Origin of the sequence: Pantoea sp. ACRSC (genome assembly GCF_022346785.1) — a bacterium.
Lineage (GTDB): Bacteria > Pseudomonadota > Gammaproteobacteria > Enterobacterales > Enterobacteriaceae > Pantoea > Pantoea alvi.
Genome location: NZ_JAKRNN010000029.1, coordinates 23527 through 42491, shown reverse-complemented (window position 1 = coordinate 42491; position 18965 = coordinate 23527). Strand labels below are relative to the sequence as shown.

Annotated in this window: 17 protein-coding genes; 10 read left to right on the top strand and 7 right to left on the bottom strand. The window is 56.6% G+C overall.

Annotation, left to right across the window (positions count from 1 at the left end; genetic code table 11):
• Positions 1–159: 159 nt before the first annotated feature.
• Positions 160–663 (bottom strand): molybdopterin-guanine dinucleotide biosynthesis protein MobB, encoded by a 504-nt coding sequence (gene mobB / locus MHZ97_RS20415; protein ID WP_239315557.1) that lies wholly within the window; start codon positions 661–663, stop codon positions 160–162.
• The gene (gene mobA / locus MHZ97_RS20410) at positions 660–1229 is read right to left on the bottom strand and encodes a molybdenum cofactor guanylyltransferase MobA (protein WP_239315556.1); all 570 of its coding nucleotides are present in this window, start codon (positions 1227–1229) and stop codon (positions 660–662) included. The genes mobB and mobA overlap by 4 nt, the downstream gene beginning before the upstream one ends.
• Positions 1230–1281: 52 nt before the next feature.
• On the opposite strand from mobA, the gene MHZ97_RS20405 reads away from it, so the two are divergent.
• The 4 genes from MHZ97_RS20405 to polA all read left to right on the top strand — a co-directional run bounded on the left by MHZ97_RS20405 (position 1282) and on the right by polA (position 6407).
• Complete coding sequence (locus MHZ97_RS20405; protein WP_103797553.1) at positions 1282–1557, top strand: DUF1040 family protein; 276 nt, start codon at positions 1282–1284, stop codon at positions 1555–1557.
• A 45-nt stretch (positions 1558–1602) separates the two neighbouring features.
• Positions 1603–2586: a serine/threonine protein kinase gene (locus MHZ97_RS20400; protein WP_103797554.1), complete on the top strand. Its 984-nt coding sequence runs from the start codon at positions 1603–1605 to the stop codon at positions 2584–2586.
• A 27-nt stretch (positions 2587–2613) separates the two neighbouring features.
• Positions 2614–3243 carry a thiol:disulfide interchange protein DsbA gene (dsbA, locus tag MHZ97_RS20395; RefSeq protein WP_103797555.1) on the top strand — a complete coding sequence of 210 codons (630 nt, stop codon included), beginning with the start codon at positions 2614–2616 and terminating at the stop codon, positions 3241–3243.
• 377 nt (positions 3244–3620) lie between these two features.
• On the top strand, positions 3621–6407 hold the full coding sequence (polA, locus tag MHZ97_RS20390) for a DNA polymerase I (protein WP_239315555.1): 2787 nt from the start codon (positions 3621–3623) through the stop codon (positions 6405–6407).
• 390 nt (positions 6408–6797) lie between these two features.
• Here polA and yihA read toward each other — a convergent pair whose 3' ends face one another.
• Positions 6798–7430 carry a ribosome biogenesis GTP-binding protein YihA/YsxC gene (yihA, locus tag MHZ97_RS20385; protein WP_103797557.1) on the bottom strand — a complete coding sequence of 211 codons (633 nt, stop codon included), beginning with the start codon at positions 7428–7430 and terminating at the stop codon, positions 6798–6800.
• Positions 7431–8078: 648 nt separating this feature from the next.
• Between yihA and yihI the strand changes: the two genes are divergently transcribed.
• Both yihI and hemN read left to right on the top strand, forming a co-directional pair.
• A complete protein-coding gene (yihI, locus tag MHZ97_RS20380; protein WP_239315554.1) occupies positions 8079–8597 on the top strand; it encodes a Der GTPase-activating protein YihI in 519 nt (172 codons plus the stop codon).
• 230 nt (positions 8598–8827) lie between these two features.
• Positions 8828–10201: an oxygen-independent coproporphyrinogen III oxidase gene (gene hemN / locus MHZ97_RS20375; RefSeq protein ID WP_239315553.1), complete on the top strand. Its 1374-nt coding sequence runs from the start codon at positions 8828–8830 to the stop codon at positions 10199–10201.
• Between the two features lie 24 nt (positions 10202–10225).
• On the opposite strand, the gene MHZ97_RS20370 is transcribed toward hemN, so the two are convergent.
• The 4 genes from MHZ97_RS20370 to glnA all read right to left on the bottom strand — a co-directional run bounded on the left by MHZ97_RS20370 (position 10226) and on the right by glnA (position 14552).
• Entirely contained in the window at positions 10226–10351 is a 126-nt protein-coding gene (locus tag MHZ97_RS20370) for a YshB family small membrane protein (RefSeq protein ID WP_146053879.1), read from the bottom strand.
• A gap of 102 nt (positions 10352–10453) precedes the next feature.
• On the bottom strand, positions 10454–11863 hold the full coding sequence (gene glnG / locus MHZ97_RS20365) for a nitrogen regulation protein NR(I) (RefSeq protein ID WP_103797560.1): 1410 nt from the start codon (positions 11861–11863) through the stop codon (positions 10454–10456).
• A gap of 7 nt (positions 11864–11870) precedes the next feature.
• The gene (glnL, locus tag MHZ97_RS20360) at positions 11871–12920 is read right to left on the bottom strand and encodes a nitrogen regulation protein NR(II) (RefSeq protein WP_239315552.1); all 1050 of its coding nucleotides are present in this window, start codon (positions 12918–12920) and stop codon (positions 11871–11873) included.
• Positions 12921–13142: 222 nt separating this feature from the next.
• On the bottom strand, positions 13143–14552 hold the full coding sequence (glnA, locus tag MHZ97_RS20355) for a glutamate--ammonia ligase (protein WP_103797562.1): 1410 nt from the start codon (positions 14550–14552) through the stop codon (positions 13143–13145).
• A gap of 434 nt (positions 14553–14986) precedes the next feature.
• Between glnA and typA the strand changes: the two genes are divergently transcribed.
• The 4 genes from typA to dtd all read left to right on the top strand — a co-directional run bounded on the left by typA (position 14987) and on the right by dtd (position 18931).
• The gene (gene typA / locus MHZ97_RS20350) at positions 14987–16807 is read left to right on the top strand and encodes a ribosome-dependent GTPase TypA (protein ID WP_033792919.1); all 1821 of its coding nucleotides are present in this window, start codon (positions 14987–14989) and stop codon (positions 16805–16807) included.
• Between the two features lie 220 nt (positions 16808–17027).
• Entirely contained in the window at positions 17028–17624 is a 597-nt protein-coding gene (yihX, locus tag MHZ97_RS20345; RefSeq protein WP_103797564.1) for a glucose-1-phosphatase, read from the top strand.
• Positions 17625–17627: 3 nt separating this feature from the next.
• The gene (locus MHZ97_RS20340) at positions 17628–18497 is read left to right on the top strand and encodes a virulence factor BrkB family protein (RefSeq protein WP_103797583.1); all 870 of its coding nucleotides are present in this window, start codon (positions 17628–17630) and stop codon (positions 18495–18497) included.
• Positions 18494–18931: a D-aminoacyl-tRNA deacylase gene (dtd, locus tag MHZ97_RS20335; RefSeq protein WP_103797565.1), complete on the top strand. Its 438-nt coding sequence runs from the start codon at positions 18494–18496 to the stop codon at positions 18929–18931. Before MHZ97_RS20340 ends, dtd begins: the two co-directional genes overlap by 4 nt.
• Positions 18932–18965 lie beyond the last annotated feature (34 nt).

The window sequence follows — 18965 nt, the reverse complement described above, 5'->3', positions numbered from 1 at the left end:
CGCCGTAGCGCCGATGGTAGTGTGGGGCCTCCCCATGCGAGAGTAGGGAACTGCCAGGCATCCAATTGCGATAACCCTGACCTCACGGTCAGGGTTTTTTGCATTTTCAGGCCCGTAAAAAGGTGCTGAGAGATCGCTCATTCAGCACGATAAATGGCGTTATGTCATGCCTAACCAGCCGGCAATAAAGGCGGTAATCTCGTCGGGACGATTGAGATCCAGCAAGGGCACGTCGGTTTCAAAGTGGCTGTCGCTGGCGACAGCAATAACGTGCTCGTCTGTCAGCGGCAAAGCATCCCCTTTAACACCCGCACGCCACAGGATAATTTTCGGCACTGGCTCATCTTTGAATCCTTCAACCAGCACTACATCCAGCAAAGCGGGATCCATCCGACTCACCAGATAGCGTAGATCGAGGGGGGTATCCGGCGTTTCACACATCAGCGCCCAGCGCTGCGAACTGGCGACAATCACCTGATCCGCACCCGCTTTTCGCAGCAGATAGCTGTCTTTTCCCGGCGTATCGATCTCCATCTGGTGATGAGTATGCTTTATTAGCCCGGGCCGAATACCTCGCGCTTTCAACAGTGGAATCACCTGCTGCAATAGCGTGGTTTTTCCGGTGCCGCTCCAGGCGGCGATAGCCAGTAACGGCAGCGTCATAACGCGTTATCCTCAAGATCCTCAGGCGTATTCACGTTGCGAAAGGCGGCTTCATCCTGATTCAACGTCACCGCATGGCCACCCTGCTCGCGTAAAAATTGCATCAGGCGACGCTCCCCGCGCTGCAGGTAATCAGCCAGCGGCTGCGCCAGACTGCGATGTAGTAAAGCCAGCGCAGGATGATCGCGCTCGCTTGAGCGCGCCCATACGCACAGCGTCTCTGCTCTCTGCCGCCTGAGCTGCTCCACGTAATCAGTCGGGACAAAGGGCGTATCGCAGGAACAGAAGGCTACCCATTCCGTTTGCGCGGCTTGCAGGCCGCTGAGCATGCCAGCCAGCGGCCCCGGATAGTCGGGTAAGGTATCTGAGATCACGCGACACCCGCTGGAATGATAACGATCAAGGTTACGGTTAGCGCTTATCATGACAATGTCGACTTGCGGCCTGAGCCGTTGAAGAACATGCTGATAAAGCGGGATGCCGCGAAACAGCACCAGCCCTTTATCCTGTCCGCCCATGCGACGCCCCTGTCCGCCGGCCAGAATAACGCCGGTTAATGCTGTCATGCCGATACTCCTGTTTAAAGGCTTATAACCAACCCGTTATGAGGAAAAACAGATGAAATACCATCGCCTTAATGAACTGCTCGAGCTGCTGCGCCCTGCGTGGCAACAGGATCCCGACCTCAACCTGACGCAATTTTTACAAAAGCTGGCGCAGGAGTCGGGTTTCAGTGGCCCATTAAGTGAATTAACCGATGACGTATTGATTTACCATCTGAAAATGCGCGATGCCGATAAGTATGCGGAAATTCCCGGCCGACAAAAAGATTATGAAACGGATTTTAAAACTGCGCTGCTGCGCGCGCGCGGTGTGATTAAGGACGATAACTAATGCTATGCTTGGCGGCTTCCAGTAAAGACAGTAACGGATAATCCTATGGATGCCGCTTTTAACTTCCAGACGCTTAACCCTGACGCCATTCTTGATGCGCTATGGGAAACAGGACTCCGGGTTGAGTCTGGATTAACCGCGCTCAACAGTTATGAAAACCGCGTCTACCAGTTTAGTGATGAAGAGCGGCATCGCTACGTGGTGAAGTTTTATCGCCCGCAGCGCTGGAGCGCGGCGCAGATTGAAGAAGAGCATCGCTTCACGCGCGATCTGCAGACGGATGAGGTGCCGGTTGCCGCTCCTTTGCTGCTGCAGGGAAAAACGCTGCATACCCACGCGGGCTTCTTGTTCACCGTATTTCCCAGTCTTGGCGGCCGTCAGTATGAAACTGACAATGATGAGCACCTGGAGTGGGTCGGCCGCTTTCTGGGGCGCATACACCAGACCGGGCGCAAGCAGCGCTTTGAGCATCGCCCTACGATGGGGTTAGAGGAGTATCTGCATCAGCCGCGCGCCGAACTGGCGAGCAATGCTCTGGTGCCCGCTTCCCTGAAGCCAGCGCTATTGCAGGCCATCGATAAGCTTGGCGTTGCTCTTGAGCAGCGCTGGCATCACAGCTGGCAGCCGCTGCGCCTTCATGGCGATTGCCATCCAGGCAATATTCTGTGGCGCGACGGGCCGCTCTTTGTCGATCTCGACGATGCGCGTAACGGGCCGGCGGTGCAGGATCTCTGGATGCTGATCAACGGCGATCAGCAGGAGCAGCGCATCCAGTGGGATATTCTGCTGGAGGCTTATACTGAGTTCAGTGATTTTGATATTAATGAATTGTCACTGATTGAGCCTTTACGCGCCATGCGCATGGTTTATTATCTGGCCTGGGTTGCGCGCCGCTGGCAGGATCCCGCTTTCCCACGAGCGTTTCCATGGATGACGGATGAGGATTTCTGGCGCAGACAGATTTCGCAATTTACCGAGCAGGAGAAGCTGTTGCAGGAACCACCGCTACAGCTGACCCCGCAATTTTAAATAGAGAAGTCAGGAGAATTTTGCACAATGAAGAAAATTTGGTTTGCGCTGGTTGGTTTAATGTTGGCGTTCAGCGCCTCTGCTGCCCAGTTTACCGATGGACAGCAATATGTCAGCCTGCCGAAACCGGTTGCTGGCGAACCGCAGGTGCTGGAGTTCTTCTCCTTCTTTTGCCCGCACTGCTATCAGTTCGAGCGTATTTACCATGTTGGCGAGGCTGTGAAAAAGAATCTGCCTGCTGACACCAAACTGGTTAGCTATCACGTCGACTTTTTAGGCGGCGATTTCGGTCCGGTTGTGACGCAAGCATGGGCGGTCGCAATGGCGCTGGGCGTCGAGGATAAAGTGACCGCGCCGCTTTTCGACGGCATTCAAAAAACGCAGACCATTACCGATGCTGCGAGCCTGAAAGCCGCCTTTATTAACGCGGCGGGCATCTCTTCACAGGAATATGACGCCGCCTGGAACAGCTTTGCTGTGAAAGCGCTGGTTGCGCAGCAGCAAAAAGCCGCTTCTGACCTCGATCTGCGCGGCGTGCCGGCGATGTTTATCAACGGCAAATATATGGTCAACAACGGCGGCCTCGACACCAGCTCCAAAGATAACTTTGTCGCGGACTACGCCAACGTGGTGAAATTCCTGGTCAGCCAGAAATAATAAACGCGTCTTACGCCTGAAAACGCCGACACTGTCGGCGTTTTTTTATAGTTGAAATCATTTAGCAAAATAGTCCATCTGCGTCCTTTCTAATTTAATATCCACATAAGCCACTGCCTGTGTAGAAAGGCACACCCTGTCACAGCAATAAATTAAGATACTGATTTAAAATGACTTTATAAATCAAGCCGGCATTTTATAGCGCGGCCAGCAATACGTTATGATTTTTGCGCACAAAGTTATCCACAGAAAGATCCTTGCGATCCACGCTGGAAAAGCGTGAAAAAATCGCAGCACAGACGCCCTGCGTTCAACATTCTGCTCAAGCTGTGGCATCCTTATAGTCCAATCCCTGGCAACGAAGATTACACAGACTTATGGCGCAAATTGCAGAAAATCCCCTGATTCTGGTTGATGGCTCATCCTACCTTTACCGCGCTTACCATGCGTTTCCGCCGCTTACTAACAGCGCGGGCGAGCCTACCGGCGCTATGTATGGCGTGCTGAACATGCTGAAGAGTCTGCTGGCGCAATATAATCCAAGCCACGTTGCCGTGGTCTTTGATGCCAAAGGCAAAACCTTCAGGGATGAGCTGTTCGAGCATTACAAGTCGCATCGCCCGCCGATGCCGGACGATCTGCGCTCGCAAACTGCGCCGCTGCACGAAATGGTGAAGGCGATGGGCCTGCCGCTGCTGGCGGTAAGCGGCGTCGAGGCGGACGACGTAATCGGTACGCTGGCGCTGCAGGCGGAGAAAGAGGGCCGTCCCGTGCTTATCAGCACCGGCGATAAAGATATGGCGCAGCTGGTAACGCCCAATATCACCCTGATCAACACCATGACCAACACCATTCTCGGCCCTGAAGAGGTGGAGCAGAAGTATGGCGTGCCGCCAGCGCTGATTATCGACTTTCTGGCGATGATGGGTGACAGCTCGGATAACATTCCTGGCGTGCCGGGCGTTGGTGAGAAAACCGCGCAGGCACTGCTGCAGGGACTGGGCGGCATGCAGTCGATTTATGACAATCTGGATAAGGTCGCAGAGCTCTCTTTTCGCGGTGCAAAAACCATGGCGGCGAAGCTGGAGCAAAACCGCGAGGTCGCCTTCCTCTCTTATCAGCTTGCCACCATTAAAACCGATGTCGAGCTTGAGCTTAGCTGCAGCGAGCTGACGGTTGCCGAGCCGGACGTCGCCGCTCTGCAGGCGTTATTCAGCCGTTACGAATTTAAACGCTGGCTGGCCGATCTGCAGGATGGCAAATGGCTGCAGGGTAAAAAGAGCAATCTGAAAGCGCAGCAGGCGCTGCCGGATGAGGCGCCTGTTAAGCCAGAGGCGACCAGCGTGCTCGCCTCTGACGGCTACGTTACTATTCTCGATCAGGCGACGTTCGACGCGTGGCTGGAGAAGCTCAAACAGAGCGATCTGTTTGCTTTTGATCTTGAAACCGACTCGCTTGATACCCTCAGCGCCAACATCGTCGGCATCGCGCTGGCCGTCGCACCGGGCGAGGCCGCCTATCTGCCGGTAGGCCATGACTATCTTGATGCGCCAGATCAGCTCGATCGCCGCGAAGTGCTGGCGCAGCTCAAGCCGATCCTTGAGGACGGCAGCGCGCTGAAGGTGGGTCAAAATCTGAAGTACGACCGCGGCGTTCTGAAAAACTACGATATCGAGCTGGCCGGCATTAAGTTCGATACCATGCTTGAGTCCTATATTCTTAACAGCGTGGTGGGCAAGCACGATATGGACAGCCTGTCGGCGCGCTGGCTGAATCATAAAACCGTGACATTCGAAGAGATCGCCGGCAAGGGGAAAAACCAGCTGACGTTTAACCAAATCGCGCTGGAGCAGGCGGCGCACTACGCGGCGGAAGATGCCGACGTCACGCTACAGCTGCACCTGAAAATGTGGGCGGAGCTGGAAAAAGAGGCGGGGCCGAAGCACGTCTTTGAAGAAATCGAAATGCCGCTGGTTACGGTGATCTCACGCATCGAACGTAACGGCGTGCTTATCGATCAGAACATCCTGGCGCAGCACTCCAAAGAGCTGACGCTCAGGCTGGCGGAGCTGGAGCAGAAGGCGCATGAGCTGGCGGGCGAGCCTTTTAATCTCTCCTCTACCAAGCAGCTGCAGACCATTCTGTTTGAAAAGCAGGGCATCAAGCCGACCAAGAAAACGCCGGGCGGCGCGCCTTCTACCAGCGAAGAGGTGCTGGCCGAGCTGGCGCTCGATTACCCGCTGCCGAAAGTCATTCTCGAACATCGCGGCCTGTCGAAGCTCAAGTCTACCTACACCGATAAGCTGCCGCAGATGATCAACCCGCTTACCGGCCGTGTCCATACCTCCTATCACCAGGCGGTCACTGCAACAGGTCGACTCTCCTCTACCGATCCTAATCTACAGAACATTCCGGTGCGCAATGACGAGGGCCGCCGCATCCGTCAGGCGTTTATCGCTGGCAAAGGCAACCGCATCGTCGCGGCGGACTACTCGCAAATTGAGCTGCGCATCATGGCGCATCTGTCGCAGGACAAGGGGCTGCTGGACGCCTTCGCACACGGTGAAGACATTCACCGCGCGACCGCCGCAGAAGTCTTTGGCGTTGCGCTGGATAAGGTAAGCGGCGAACAGCGCCGCAGCGCTAAGGCGATCAACTTCGGCCTGATTTACGGCATGAGCGCCTTTGGCCTGTCGCGCCAGCTCAATATCGGCGCGGGCGAAGCGAAGCGCTATATGGATCTCTATTTTGAACGCTATCCTGGCGTGCTGCGCTACATGGAAAACACGCGCGAGCTGGCGGCCAGCAAAGGCTATGTTGAAACGCTGGACGGGCGGCGCCTGTGGCTGCCGGACATTAAGTCCAGCAACGCTATCCGACGTAAAGCCGCTGAACGCGCGGCTATCAACGCGCCAATGCAGGGCACGGCGGCGGATATCATTAAGCGCGCAATGATTGCGGTGGACGACTGGCTGCAGCAGAGCAACGACGGCGCGGTCAGAATGATCATGCAGGTGCACGATGAACTGGTGTTTGAAGTGCAGGGCGATGCGGTGGAGTCCGCCAGCCAGCAGATCCGCGCGCTGATGGAAGGCAGCATGAAGCTGGACGTACCGCTGCAGGTTGAGGTTGGCGTCGGCGAAAACTGGGATGAGGCGCACTGATTGAGATCGCTCAGGCTGGCGACTCATCTTCGTCTCCAGCCCGATCTGGATATAAGAAAAAAGTTTGTTTAACCGATTCAGCGTGAGAGAAAAGCGCGCAGTTTCTAACTGCTTCTCGGTTAAGCATTTTTTTGGTAATTAAACTACAGTCAGAAGCGATTTTTGTGACGAACACATGAAAAATCATGTCGTTTGATGAAAGCTAACTACAAAAAACCCTTTGTCCGTCAGAAAAAATCAGGTAAAGTTCGAGGCGTAGGGTACAGAGGTAAGATGTTCTATCTTTCAGACCTTTTACTTCACGTAATCGGATTTGGCTGAATATTAGCCGCCCCAGTCATTTATGACTGGGGCGTTTTTTATTGGGCTTTTGCCAGACCTGCCGATGCCTTACGCCTCAGCGGAGTCGTCCTGCGCAGGCGCCAGTTCGTTAAACCAGATATCCAGTTTCTGACGCAGCTTGTCGACGCCCATCTTTTTCAGGGAGGAGAACATCTCCACCTGCACATCGCCCATAAAGGCCAATGCAGCTTCGCGCACCATATTGAGCTGCGCCTTGCGCGCGCCGGAGGCGAGCTTATCCGCCTTCGTCAGTAGCACCATCACCGGAATGCCGCTCTCTACCGCCCACTGGATCATCTGCTGGTCGAGATCTTTTAACGGATGACGGATATCCATCAGTACCACCAGGCCTTTCAGCGCTTCGCGCTTCTGCAGATATTCACCCAGCGCGCGCTGCCATTTGCGCTTCATCTCTTCCGGTACTTCGGCATAGCCGTAGCCGGGCAAATCCACCAGGCGTTTGCCGTCAGCGACTTCAAACAGGTTGATCAGCTGGGTGCGCCCTGGGGTTTTACTGGTGCGCGCCAGGCTTTTTTGGTTAGTCAGCGTGTTCAGCGCGCTGGATTTACCCGCATTAGAGCGCCCGGCGAAGGCGACCTCAATACCGGTATCGGCTGGCAAATGACGGATATCGGGGGCGCTGAGGATAAAGTGGGTAACGTGATAATTCAGTGCAGACAAAGTTTAACTCCAGAGACGAATGCGGGCATTGGCGCTGATTATACGCGTTATGGCGCAAAAGTGCCCGACAGCATCGATCGGCTGGCTTTTGTAAGATATCAGCTATAAAAGCTGCCAGTGATTACTGCTTTTATTAAAAAATTTGAAAATTTAAAATCATTATAATCAATGGCTTGAAGATGTGGCGCCGTTTAAATGCGCAAATAACGCAGATGTCAGGTTGTGGGTTCCGCAGGTTGGTCTACATTATTGGGCAGTGCAGGGCAGCACCCATCAGGATGATGTGCTCAGGAGCGTCGGGACGACCGCGAGCAAAGGAAAGGATACGGTCAGGGATAGCAGACCGGACAGGGACAGGGATTCGCTCAGGAGTTGAGCAGGCGCGGGATCGACCGGGACGTTGCGAGCCAAAAGGGATTAAAAATATGATTCCTTCTGCGGAAGGTGCGAAATAAGGCGACAGCATTAGGCTGTCGCCTTTTTTCTTTGTCCGCTTTCTGCTAGATTTCGCCGCAATTCTGTTCCCTCTAGTGTCAGACGAGCTTGAGAAGAGGATACGTACATTAAGGTGCGCATCGCCGACAAAAAAGTAGCGTCAGGAGTGAGAGGGTTATACTGATACTGATTAAAACAGTGAGACCTAACATCATGAAGCAACCTGTACGCGGCGCGCACGCTAAACCGGCAAGCAAAACAAAGCGCAAATCGCGCGAAGAACTCAATGCGGCCGCACGCGATCGCAAGCGTGACAAAAAGCATCGCGGCAACGCATCTGGCAGCCGCGCCAATCCTGCTGCCAGCGCAGAAAAATCTGGCCAGGGCAGCAAAGCCAAAGATCCGCGCATCGGCAGTAAAAAGCCGATCCCGCTGGTGGCGGATGGCGCAACGGTAAGCGCGCCGGTAAAAAAAGCGGCGAAGCCGGCTGCGAAAAAAGTGCGCCTTAGCCCGGAAGAGGAACTGGCACAGCTGGAAAACAGCGAGCGTCTCGACGCGCTGCTGGATCGCATGGAGAGCGGCGATACGCTGTCAGCGGAAGAGCAGGCCTGGCTGGATGAAACCCTGGACCGCATCGATGAACTGATGGAGCAGCTCGGCATCAACATGGATGATGAGGCGGACGACGAGCAGGCAGAAGAAGATATGTATCGCCTGCTGAAAGGCAACTGAGTTTTTTGATCGGCATGCGTTCCGGCGCATGCCGCGCCAGACAGGTAAATCGTTATGTTTTGGCCTGGATCAATTTTAGCGCTGCTGCTGACATGTTATCTCATCTGGTTATTGGCTAAACTACGCCGCCTGTCGCGTCTGAAGTCTCGTTTACGTCGGGTTCAGTGCCGCCCACCTTTCCTCTCTTCTGCATCGCGACCTTCTCTCAGACGTCACCGGAAGGAGTAAGCATGTCTTTGCAACCTGTCTCCTGGGACCAGCGGCTTATTGAAAAGTACAACTACGCCGGTCCGCGCTATACCTCATACCCCACTGCGCTTGAATTCAGCGACAGCTACGGCGAGGCGGATTTTCAGCGTGCCGTGGCGCGCTATCCGGAGCGCCCGCTGTCGCTCTACGTGCATATCCCGTTCTGCCATAAGCTCTGCTATTTCTGCGGCTGCAATAAGATTGTAACGCGTCAGCTGCACAAAGCAGACCGCTATCTCGACGCGCTGGCGCAGGAGATTCGGCAGCGCGCGCCGCTGTTCCGCGATCGACGCGTCACGCAGCTGCACTGGGGCGGCGGCACGCCGACGTTTCTCAACCATGACCAGCTTTCACGGCTGGTGGCATTGCTAAGGGATCACTTCAGCCTGGCGGAGGATCTGGAGATGTCGATCGAGGTCGATCCGCGCGAAATCGATCCCGATACCATCTCGCACCTGCGTCAGCTCGGCTTTAACCGGCTGAGTATGGGCGTGCAGGACTTTAATAAAGCGGTGCAGGAGCGGGTGAATCGCGTTCAGGATGAAGAGGCGATCTTTGCGCTGATGGCGCGGGCGCGCGAGCAGGGATTTCACTCTACCAGCATCGATCTTATCTACGGATTGCCGCTGCAAACGCCGGAGAGCTTCGCGTATACGCTGCAGCGGGTGATAGCGCTTAATCCAGACCGCATGAGCGTGTTCAACTACGCACATCTGCCGGCGCTGTTTGCGGCGCAGCGTAAAATCAAAGAGCAGGAGCTGCCGTCGGCGCAGCAGAAGCTGCAAATCTTGCAGCAGACCATCGCGACGCTGACGCAGCAGGGCTATGAATTTATCGGCATGGATCACTTTGCGAAGCCGCAGGACGAACTGGCTCAGGCGCAGCGCGCCGGGCTGCTGCATCGCAACTTCCAGGGCTATACCACGCAGGGCGACAGCGATCTGCTGGGGCTCGGCGTCTCCGCCATCAGCATGATCGGCGACAGCTACGCGCAGAACGAGAAAGAGCTAAACCGCTGGTACGACGCGGTGGCGACGCGCGGCGAGGCGCTCTGGCGCGGCGTCGCGCTTACCGCAGACGATTGCCTGCGTCGCGACGTGATCAAGACGCTTATTTGCAACTTCTCGCTCGATTTCAGCGCTATCGAAGCGCAGCACGGGATTCGCTTCTGCGACTATTTCGCGGAGGATTTAGCCCTGCTGCAGCCGCTGGTCGACGATGGGCTGGTGGAGCGGCGCGCGGGCGGTTTGCAGGTTACCGGCGCAGGCCGTTTGCTGATCCGCAACATCTGTATGTGCTTTGACGTTTATCTGCGCCAGAAGGCGCGCCAGCAGCAGTTTTCACGCGTGATTTAAGGCGAAAACGCGCTGGCGCGGTGTTCAGTTAAACAGGGTGACCATAATTGCGCACAGCACGGTCGCGAAGGCAGCCTGCGGCGAGTGGCCGAGGGCGCTGCCGATCGCGGCGGCATTTTGCGAAATCATGTGAAGAAAGGCATCTGTCATCGTTCATCTCCCGATAGCCGCCCGTATGATACTGAACGGCATCGGCATGTAAAGCGGGGCAAGGCGACGCTTCATGTAAAGGTCGCCCTGACCGATCGCCTGTTACTCCATGCCCAGCTCTTTCAGCTTGCGCGTGAGGGTATTACGTCCCCAGCCCAGCAGCCTTGCCGCTTCCTGCTTGTGTCCCTGCGTATGACGCAGGGCGGTAGTCAGCAGCGTACGCTCCATCTCCGGCTGCGCTTCAGAGAGCAAGTTTTGATGACCGGAACGCAGCGCGCGGTCGGCCCACTGCGCTAGCAGGGTCGCCCAGCTGTCCGGCAGCGACTGCACCGGATTTTCCGGCGTGCTGGACTCAAAGAGTTCAGGCGGCAGATCCTGAATCAGCACCTCCTGACCGGCCGCCATCACCGTCAGCCAGCGACAGGTGTTCTCCAGCTGTCGCACGTTGCCGGACCAGTGCAGTCGGGTCAGCGCCGCTTCGGTTTCCGGATGGAGGATTTTCGCCTCGACGCCCAGCTCGCGGGCCGCCACCTGCAGGAAGTAGCGCGCCAGGCGAGGAATATCCTCACGGCGCTCGCGCAGCGGCGGCAGATGCACGCGGATCACGTTCAGACGATGGAATAGATCCTCGCGGAATTTGCCTTCCTGCACCCGCAGCTCGAGATTCTGATGCGTCGCCGCAATAATGCGCACGTCGACTTTGACCGGCGCATAGCCGCCGACGCGGTAAAACTGTCCGTCGGCCAGCACGCGCAGCAGGCGCGTCTGCACGTCGAGCGGCATATCGCCGATCTCATCCAGAAACAGCGTGCCGCCGTCCGCCTGCTCGAAACGCCCCTGACGAATCTGATTCGCGCCGGTAAAGGCCCCTTTTTCATGGCCAAACAGCTCTGACTCGATCAGATCTTTTGGGATGGCCGCCATATTAAGCGCGATAAAAGGCGCTTTGGCGCGCGGGCTGTGACGATGCAGCGCGTGCGCGACCAGCTCTTTCCCGGTGCCCGATTCGCCGTTGATCAGCACGCTGATCGACGAGCGCGACAAACGGCCAATAATGCGGAACACATCCTGCATTGCCGGCGCTTCGCCGATGATATCGGTGGTTGGGCCGCTGACCGGCTGATTACGCGGCTGCTGCTGCTCCTGATAGTGGCTGATGGCGCGCTCGACCAGCGCTACCGCTTCATCAATATCGAAAGGCTTGGGCAGATAGTCGAACGCCCCTTGCTGATAAGCGCTGACGGCCGCGTCCAGGTCGGAATGCGCCGTCATAATGATGACCGGAAGCATCGGATGACGCTGTTTAATCTGTTTCAGCAGCGCCAGCCCATCCATGCCCGGCATGCGAATATCTGACAGTAAAACGTCTGGGGTTTTGCTCGAGAGCGCGTCCAGCACCTCATTGCCGCTGTCGAAAGTGGCGCAGCTTAACCCGGCTCCAGTAAGCGCGCGTTCAAGCACCCAGCGGATGGAGCTATCGTCATCGACGATCCAGACTATCCCTCGTTGCATAGAAACCTCACTGGCGAATAGGCAGATAAACCGAAAATTCGGTGTGTCCAGGCCAACTATTAAATTCAATTTTTCCTGAATGCTGATCAATCAGGCTACGGGCGATAGAGAGACCCAGGCCGGTGCCGCCTTCGCGCCCGCTCACCATCGGATAGAACAGCGTATCCTGCAGCTGAGCCGGGATACCGGGGCCGTCATCCTCAACGTCGATACGCGCCACCAGCCGATAGCGCGTGCCGTGCAACGTAAGCTGGAAGGCGGTGCGAGTGCGTAAAATAATGGTGCCGCCCTCGTCGCCCAGCGCCTGCAGCGCGTTGCGTACCACGTTCAGCAATACCTGCTCAATCTGATCGGGATCGTGCGGCAGCTCCGGCAGGCTGGGATCGTAATCACGCACCAGCGCGACATTCTCCGGCAGCTCCATCGACACCAGATTGACTACTCGCTCCGCCACCTGGTGAATGCTCTGCGTGATATGCATGCCTGGCTGTTGCGGGCCGAGCAGGCGGTCCACCAGATTACGCAGGCGGTCAGCCTGCTCGATAATCACTTTGGTATATTCGTTCAGCGACGGATCGGGCAGGGCGCGCGACAGCAGCTGCGCCGCGCCGCGAAGTCCACCCAGCGGATTTTTAATTTCGTGAGCGAGCCCCCGCACCAGATCGCGCGCTGCGACCTGCTGCGCATGCTGAAGCTGCTCCTGGCTAAGGCGGCGCTGGTTATCCATCGGCGCCATCTCCAGCAGAATAAACCCGTCCGGCAGCCGTTGCGCCGTCAGCGCCATCACATGCGCGCGGCCGTCAACCACCAGCGTCACTTCGCTGTCGGTAAAACCCTGGCCAGCACTCAGACTCTCGCGCATCACCTCGATATTCAGCGAAAAATAGCCGGTCAGATCGGGCAGCGGCGTGCCGAACAGTTTGCGTGAGCTTTGCGCCAGTAACTGCTGCGCCGCCGGATTGGCGTAGTGGATGACCAGATCGTCATCTACCAGCAGAATACTGTTTATCAGGGAGTTGAGAATTTGCCCTGCGTCGGGCAAGGAGCCAGTTGCCATACAGCGTTCCTCTGCACTAATTTAGTGCATTATACTCTTCCGCGCCCGTTTCCAGACGGCTGAACGATGATTTCGCGGCGAAAAAAGCCCATCCGGAGATGGGCTAAAGTTTCCACGGCAACAAAAATCTTCTGCGCCTTGCGCGTCGCCGCTGCGTTAGCAGCCTCGGGATCTATCCTGTTGCCGCCAGAGACGGCAACGCGACCGGTGCAGAATTAAAGATTAAACGCTGTAGTAGAGTTCGAACTCAACCGGATGCGGCGTCATGCGAACGCGGTCGTTTTCAACTTTACGCAGTTCGATGTAGGCATCGATGGCGTCGTCGGTGAACACGCCGCCGCGGGTCAGGAACTCGCGGTCTTCGTTCAGGGCGTTCAGCGCCTCTTCCAGAGAACCGGCAACTTTTGGAATCTCCGCTTCTTCTTCCGGCGGCAGATCGTACAGGTTTTTGTCCATTGCATCGCCCGGGTGGATCTTATTGATCACGCCGTCCAGGCCAGCCATCAGCAGAGCGGTGAACGCCAGGTACGGGTTAGCGGCCGGATCCGGGAAGCGCGCTTCGATACGACGTGCTTTCGGGCTGGCAACAACCGGGATACGGATAGAGGCAGAACGGTTACGGGCAGAGTAGGCCAGCATAACCGGCGCTTCGTAGCCCGGCACCAGACGCTTGTAGGAGTTGGTGGTCGGGTTCGCCAGGGCGTTGATCGCTTTTGCGTGCTTGATGATGCCGCCGATGTAGAACAGCGCGGTTTCAGACAGGCCGCCGTATTTGTCGCCTGCGAACAGGTTCACGCCGCCTTTAGAGAGCGACATGTGGCAGTGCATACCAGAGCCGTTATCGCCGAACATCGGCTTCGGCATAAAGGTCGCCGTTTTGCCGTAGGCGTGCGCGACGTTGTGCACCACATATTTGTAGATCTGAATTTCGTCTGCTTTCTTGGTCATGGTGTTGAAGCGGGTTGCCACTTCGTTCTGACCAGCGGTTGCGACTTCGTGGTGATGTGCTTCAACCACCAGGCCCATCTGCTCCATGGTCAGACACATAGCAGAACGGATGTCCTGCGAGGAGTCTACCGGCGGAACCGGGAAATAGCCGCCTTTCAGGCCCGGACGGTGGCCTTTGTTGCCGCCTTCGTACTCTTTACCGGTGTTCCAGGCCGCTTCGATATCGTCGATAGCAACGTGCGAGCCGGAGGTAGAGGAACCGAAACGAATGTCGTCGAACAGGAAGAATTCCGGCTCTGGCCCAAACAGCACGGTGTCGGCGATGCCGGACGCGCGCAGATACTCTTCAGCGCGTTTGGCGATGGAGCGCGGGTCGCGATCGTAGCCCTGCATGGTGCCCGGCTCGAGGATGTCACAACGGATGATCAGCGTCGGGTCTTCGAAGAACGGATCCAGAACGGCGGTCGTCGCGTCCGGCATCAGCACCATGTCTGATTCGTTAATGCCTTTCCAGCCGCCGATAGAGGAGCCGTCAAACATTTTGCCTTCTTCGAAGAAGTCAGCGTTAACCTGGTGAGCAGGGATAGTAACGTGCTGTTCTTTACCTTTGGTATCGGTAAAACGCAGGTCAACAAACTTAACTTCATGCTCGTTCATCATCGAGAGAACGTGTTCAGCGGACATACTCAACTCTCCTGGAAAGGGTCATTATCATCGTGGCGAGTGGCTGCGTCGTCTGAATCTACTGTGTCTGACCGCCATTCCCAACCAACCGATCTCGGCAAGCTCTGCAACTGTCGTGCAACTGCTGTTTTCGCTTGAAAGAGATAAAGCGAATTCTGTGCCAACTTTCTTTAACAAGGCTAAATCCCGCCTGCGCGCACCCTTTTGTTGCCAGCGGGCTGCACCAGGCTGGCAACTTTGCACCAAAACCGTGCTTCAGTGCATTTTATAAGCACCAAAAGAGTGCAAACCCCCAACTTAGTGCATTAACTGCACCGCATCCAGCGCAAATTTCCGCCATTGCAATAAACTTCAGGTGAAAAGTGTGATCGTGTTCAGTATCCCGCTTAATCCGTGTACAATAGCGCGCTATTTCTAATGCCTGAGGCAAAGTTGTGATCGAAAATTTGCGTAACATCGCCATCATCGCGCACGTAGACCATGGTAAGACCACCCTGGTTGATAAGCTGCTGCAACAGTCCGGTACCTTTGACGCGCGTACCGAAGCGACTGAGCGTGTGATGGACTCCAACGATTTGGAGAAAGAGCGTGGAATTACCATCCTCGCTAAAAACACCGCTATCAAATGGAATGACTACCGTATCAACATCGTTGATACCCCGGGACACGCCGACTTTGGTGGCGAGGTAGAGCGCGTCATGTCCATGGTTGATTCGGTGCTGCTGGTTGTCGATGCGATGGATGGCCCTATGCCGCAAACTCGCTTCGTGACCAAAAAAGCCTTTGCCCATGGTTTGAAGCCGATTGTTGTTATCAACAAGATTGACCGTCCGGGCGCGCGTCCTGACTGGGTTGTAGACCAGGTGTTCGACCTGTTCGTCAACCTGGATGCTACCGACGAGCAGCTTGATTTCCCAATTATTTACGCGTCTGCGCTGCAGGGCATCGCCGGTCTGGATCACACCGACATGGCTGAAGATATGACCCCGCTGTACCAGGCGATCGTTGAGCACGTTTCTCCGCCGCAGGTTGAAGTTGACGCGCCGCTGCAGATGCAGATTTCGCAGCTGGACTACAACAACTATCTGGGCGTGATCGGCATCGGCCGCATCAAGCGCGGCAAAATCAAGCCGAACCAGCAGGTTACCGTTATCGACAGCGAAGGCAAAACGCGCAACGGTAAAGTCGGTAAAGTGCTGGGCCACCTGGGCCTGGAGCGTATCGATACCGACCTGGCGGAAGCGGGCGACATCGTTGCGATCACCGGTCTGGGCGAGCTGAACATCTCCGATACCATCTGCGACCCGCAGAACGTAGAGGCGCTGCCGGCGCTGAGCGTCGACGAACCGACCGTGACCATGTTCTTCAACGTTAACACCTCGCCGTTCTGCGGTCAGGAAGGCAAGTATGTGACCTCACGTCAGATCCTTGAGCGCCTGAACAAAGAGCTGGTGCACAACGTTGCGCTGCGCGTTGAAGAAACCGAAGACGCAGACGCGTTCCGCGTATCGGGCCGTGGCGAACTGCACCTGTCGGTGCTGATCGAAAACATGCGTCGCGAAGGCTTCGAGCTGGCGGTATCTCGTCCGAAAGTTATCTTCCGTGAAATCGACGGCCGTAAACAAGAGCCGTTCGAGAACGTTACGCTGGATATCGAAGAGAACAACCAGGGCGCGGTTATGCAAGCCATGGGCGAGCGTAAAGGCGATCTGAAAAACATGGATCCAGATGGCAAAGGCCGCGTACGTCTTGACTACGTTATCCCGAGCCGTGGTCTGATCGGCTTCCGTAACGAATTCATGACCATGACTTCAGGTACCGGTCTGCTCTATTCCACCTTCAGCCACTACGACGACATCCGTCCGGGCGAAGTGGGCCAGCGTCAGAACGGCGTGCTGATCTCTAACGGCCAGGGTAAAGCGGTTGCCTTCGCCCTGTTCGGTCTGCAGGATCGCGGCAAGCTCTTCCTGGGCCACGGTGCGGAAGTCTATGAAGGCCAGATCATCGGTATTCACAGCCGCTCCAACGACCTGACCGTTAACTGCCTGACCGGTAAGAAGCTGACCAACATGCGTGCTTCCGGTACGGATGAAGCGACGACGCTGGTGCCGCCGGTGAAGATGACCCTTGAGCAGGCCATCGAATTCATCGATGACGACGAGCTGGTTGAAGTTACGCCGCAGTCGGTCCGTATCCGTAAGCGTCACCTGACCGAAAACGACCGCAAACGCGCGTCGCGTGGTCCGAAAGAGTAAGACGTTTTGCTCTGATAAAAAGCCCCGTTCAGCGGGGCTTTTTTATTTCTGCCGCCATTCTGATTCGCGCTATCCCGCCGTAACAGCCCAGCCTGCCGCCTGCGCGCGCTAAACCCCTATGCGTCATCTTCCATAACGGATTTTTCTCCTGCCTGTTACCTGTTCAGCCCCTGGTTTTGCCGCTAGAGTGAATGATCCAGGGAATCAGAGGAGTAACGACATGTTGTACATTTTTGATTTAGGCAATGTGATTGTTGATATCGATTTTAACCGCGTGCTGGGCGTCTGGAGTGACCTCGGCCGCGTACCGCTGGCGATGTTGCAGAGTCGCTTTCAGATGGACGAGGCGTTTGAGCAGCACGAGCGCGGCGAAATCAGCGACGAACATTTCGCTGCGGAGCTGTGCGAGCGACTCGACATCGCGCTGAGCTACGAACAGTTTGTGGCGGGCTGGCAGGCGGTATTTATGGGCGCACGCGCCGATACGCTGGCGCTGATGAACCAGCTGCGCGCCGACGGGCATCGCGTGGTAATCCTCTCCAACACCAATAAGCTGCATACGGAGTTCTGGCCGACGCAGTATCCGGAAGTGCGCGCCGCGGCAGACGCCATCTATCTCTCGCAAGAGCTGGGCATGCGCAAGCCTGAGCCGCGCATCTTTGAGCATGTGCTGCAGCAAGAGGGCTACCGCGCCGACCAGGCGGTTTTCTTTGACGACAACGCCGATAATATTGCCGGTGCTGAGGCGCTGGGCATCAGAAGCGTACTGGTGACCGACAGCAAAACCGTGCCGACCTGGCTGGCAAGCCACCGCTGAATGATGAGGTCGCGCCCTGTTATTTCGACCTGCCACGCGCTCTGGCTGTGGATCAGGCTGCTGTGGAAACGCATCGACGACGACAATATGACGACGCAGGCCGGTAACCTGGCCTTTGTTTCGTTGCTGGCGCTGGTGCCGCTGATCGCCGTGGTGTTCGCGCTGTTCTCTGCGTTTCCGGTCTTTTCAGAAGTCAGCGTTCAGCTGAAAAACTTTATCTTTACCAATTTCGTGCCAGCGACCGGCAACGTCGTGGAGCGCTATCTGGATCAGTTCGTCGCCAACGTGCACCGCATGACGGCGCTGGGGGCGATAGGACTGATCGTTACCGCGCTGCTGTTGATGCATTCGGTTGATACCGCGCTCAACACCATCTGGCGCAGCCATAAAAAGCGGCCGCTGGTTTACTCTTTCGCCGTCTACTGGATGATCCTGACGCTGGGGCCGCTGCTGGCCGGTGCCAGCCTGGCGATCAGCTCTTATCTGCTGTCGCTGCGCTGGATAAGCGCCAGCGGCGTTTACGGCATTATCGATCAGGTGCTGCGCGTCTTTCCGCTGCTGCTCTCCTGGTTCGCGTTCTGGCTCCTTTACAGCATAGTGCCGACGCGCAGCGTGCCGTCGCGCGACGCCCTGATCGGCGCGCTGGTGGCGGGCGCGCTGTTCGAGCTGGGTAAAAAAGGCTTTGCTCTCTATGTTACGATGTTTCCTTCATACCAGCTGATTTATGGCGTGCTGGCGGTTATTCCTATCCTGTTTCTCTGGGTCTACTGGACCTGGTGTATTGTGTTGTTAGGCGCGGAAATCACCGCGACGCTGGGCGACTATCGCCACTTAAAACAGCAGGAAAGCGAAAAAGAACGAGAGGTTGCATGATTGCGTTGATTCAACGAGTGCTTAATGCCAGCGTCAGCGTGGATCGCGCGGTGGTGGGTGAAATTGGCTCTGGCTTGCTGGTTCTGCTGGGAGTAGAAAAAGGGGATGACGAAAAGCGCGCCGAGCGCCTGGCGGAGAAGGTGCTGGGCTACCGTATTTTCAGCGACGAGCAGGGAAAAATGAACCTGAACGTCCAGCAGGCGGGCGGCAGCGTGCTGGTGGTGTCGCAGTTTACGCTGGCGGCGGATACGCAAAAAGGGATGCGGCCCTCTTTTTCCGGCGGCGCGGCGCCCGCCGAGGCGAACCGCCTGTATGAATATTTCAGCGACTGCTGCCGTCGCCAGGGCGTAACCACCGCCAACGGACGCTTCGCCGCCGATATGCAGGTCGCGCTGGTCAACGATGGTCCTGTGACCTTCTGGTTGCAGGTGTGAGTCTGGCAGCCGAGCGGCACGGGATCGGCCACGC

Excerpts from the sequence above, each read along its gene's own strand:
- mobB (WP_239315557.1), bottom strand. The coding sequence starts at position 663 with ATGACGCTGCCGTTACTGGCTATCGCCGCCTGGAGCGGCACCGGAAAA.
- mobA (WP_239315556.1), bottom strand. The coding sequence starts at position 1,229 with ATGACAGCATTAACCGGCGTTATTCTGGCCGGCGGACAGGGGCGTCGC.
- MHZ97_RS20405 (WP_103797553.1), top strand. The coding sequence starts at position 1,282 with ATGAAATACCATCGCCTTAATGAACTGCTCGAGCTGCTGCGCCCTGCG.
- MHZ97_RS20400 (WP_103797554.1), top strand. The coding sequence starts at position 1,603 with ATGGATGCCGCTTTTAACTTCCAGACGCTTAACCCTGACGCCATTCTT.
- dsbA (WP_103797555.1), top strand. The coding sequence starts at position 2,614 with ATGAAGAAAATTTGGTTTGCGCTGGTTGGTTTAATGTTGGCGTTCAGC.
- polA (WP_239315555.1), top strand. The coding sequence starts at position 3,621 with ATGGCGCAAATTGCAGAAAATCCCCTGATTCTGGTTGATGGCTCATCC.
- yihI (WP_239315554.1), top strand. The coding sequence starts at position 8,079 with ATGAAGCAACCTGTACGCGGCGCGCACGCTAAACCGGCAAGCAAAACA.
- hemN (WP_239315553.1), top strand. The coding sequence starts at position 8,828 with ATGTCTTTGCAACCTGTCTCCTGGGACCAGCGGCTTATTGAAAAGTAC.
- MHZ97_RS20370 (WP_146053879.1), bottom strand. The coding sequence starts at position 10,351 with ATGACAGATGCCTTTCTTCACATGATTTCGCAAAATGCCGCCGCGATC.
- glnG (WP_103797560.1), bottom strand. The coding sequence starts at position 11,863 with ATGCAACGAGGGATAGTCTGGATCGTCGATGACGATAGCTCCATCCGC.
- glnL (WP_239315552.1), bottom strand. The coding sequence starts at position 12,920 with ATGGCAACTGGCTCCTTGCCCGACGCAGGGCAAATTCTCAACTCCCTG.
- glnA (WP_103797562.1), bottom strand. The coding sequence starts at position 14,552 with ATGTCCGCTGAACACGTTCTCTCGATGATGAACGAGCATGAAGTTAAG.
- yihX (WP_103797564.1), top strand. The coding sequence starts at position 17,028 with ATGTTGTACATTTTTGATTTAGGCAATGTGATTGTTGATATCGATTTT.
- MHZ97_RS20340 (WP_103797583.1), top strand. The coding sequence starts at position 17,628 with ATGAGGTCGCGCCCTGTTATTTCGACCTGCCACGCGCTCTGGCTGTGG.
- dtd (WP_103797565.1), top strand. The coding sequence starts at position 18,494 with ATGATTGCGTTGATTCAACGAGTGCTTAATGCCAGCGTCAGCGTGGAT.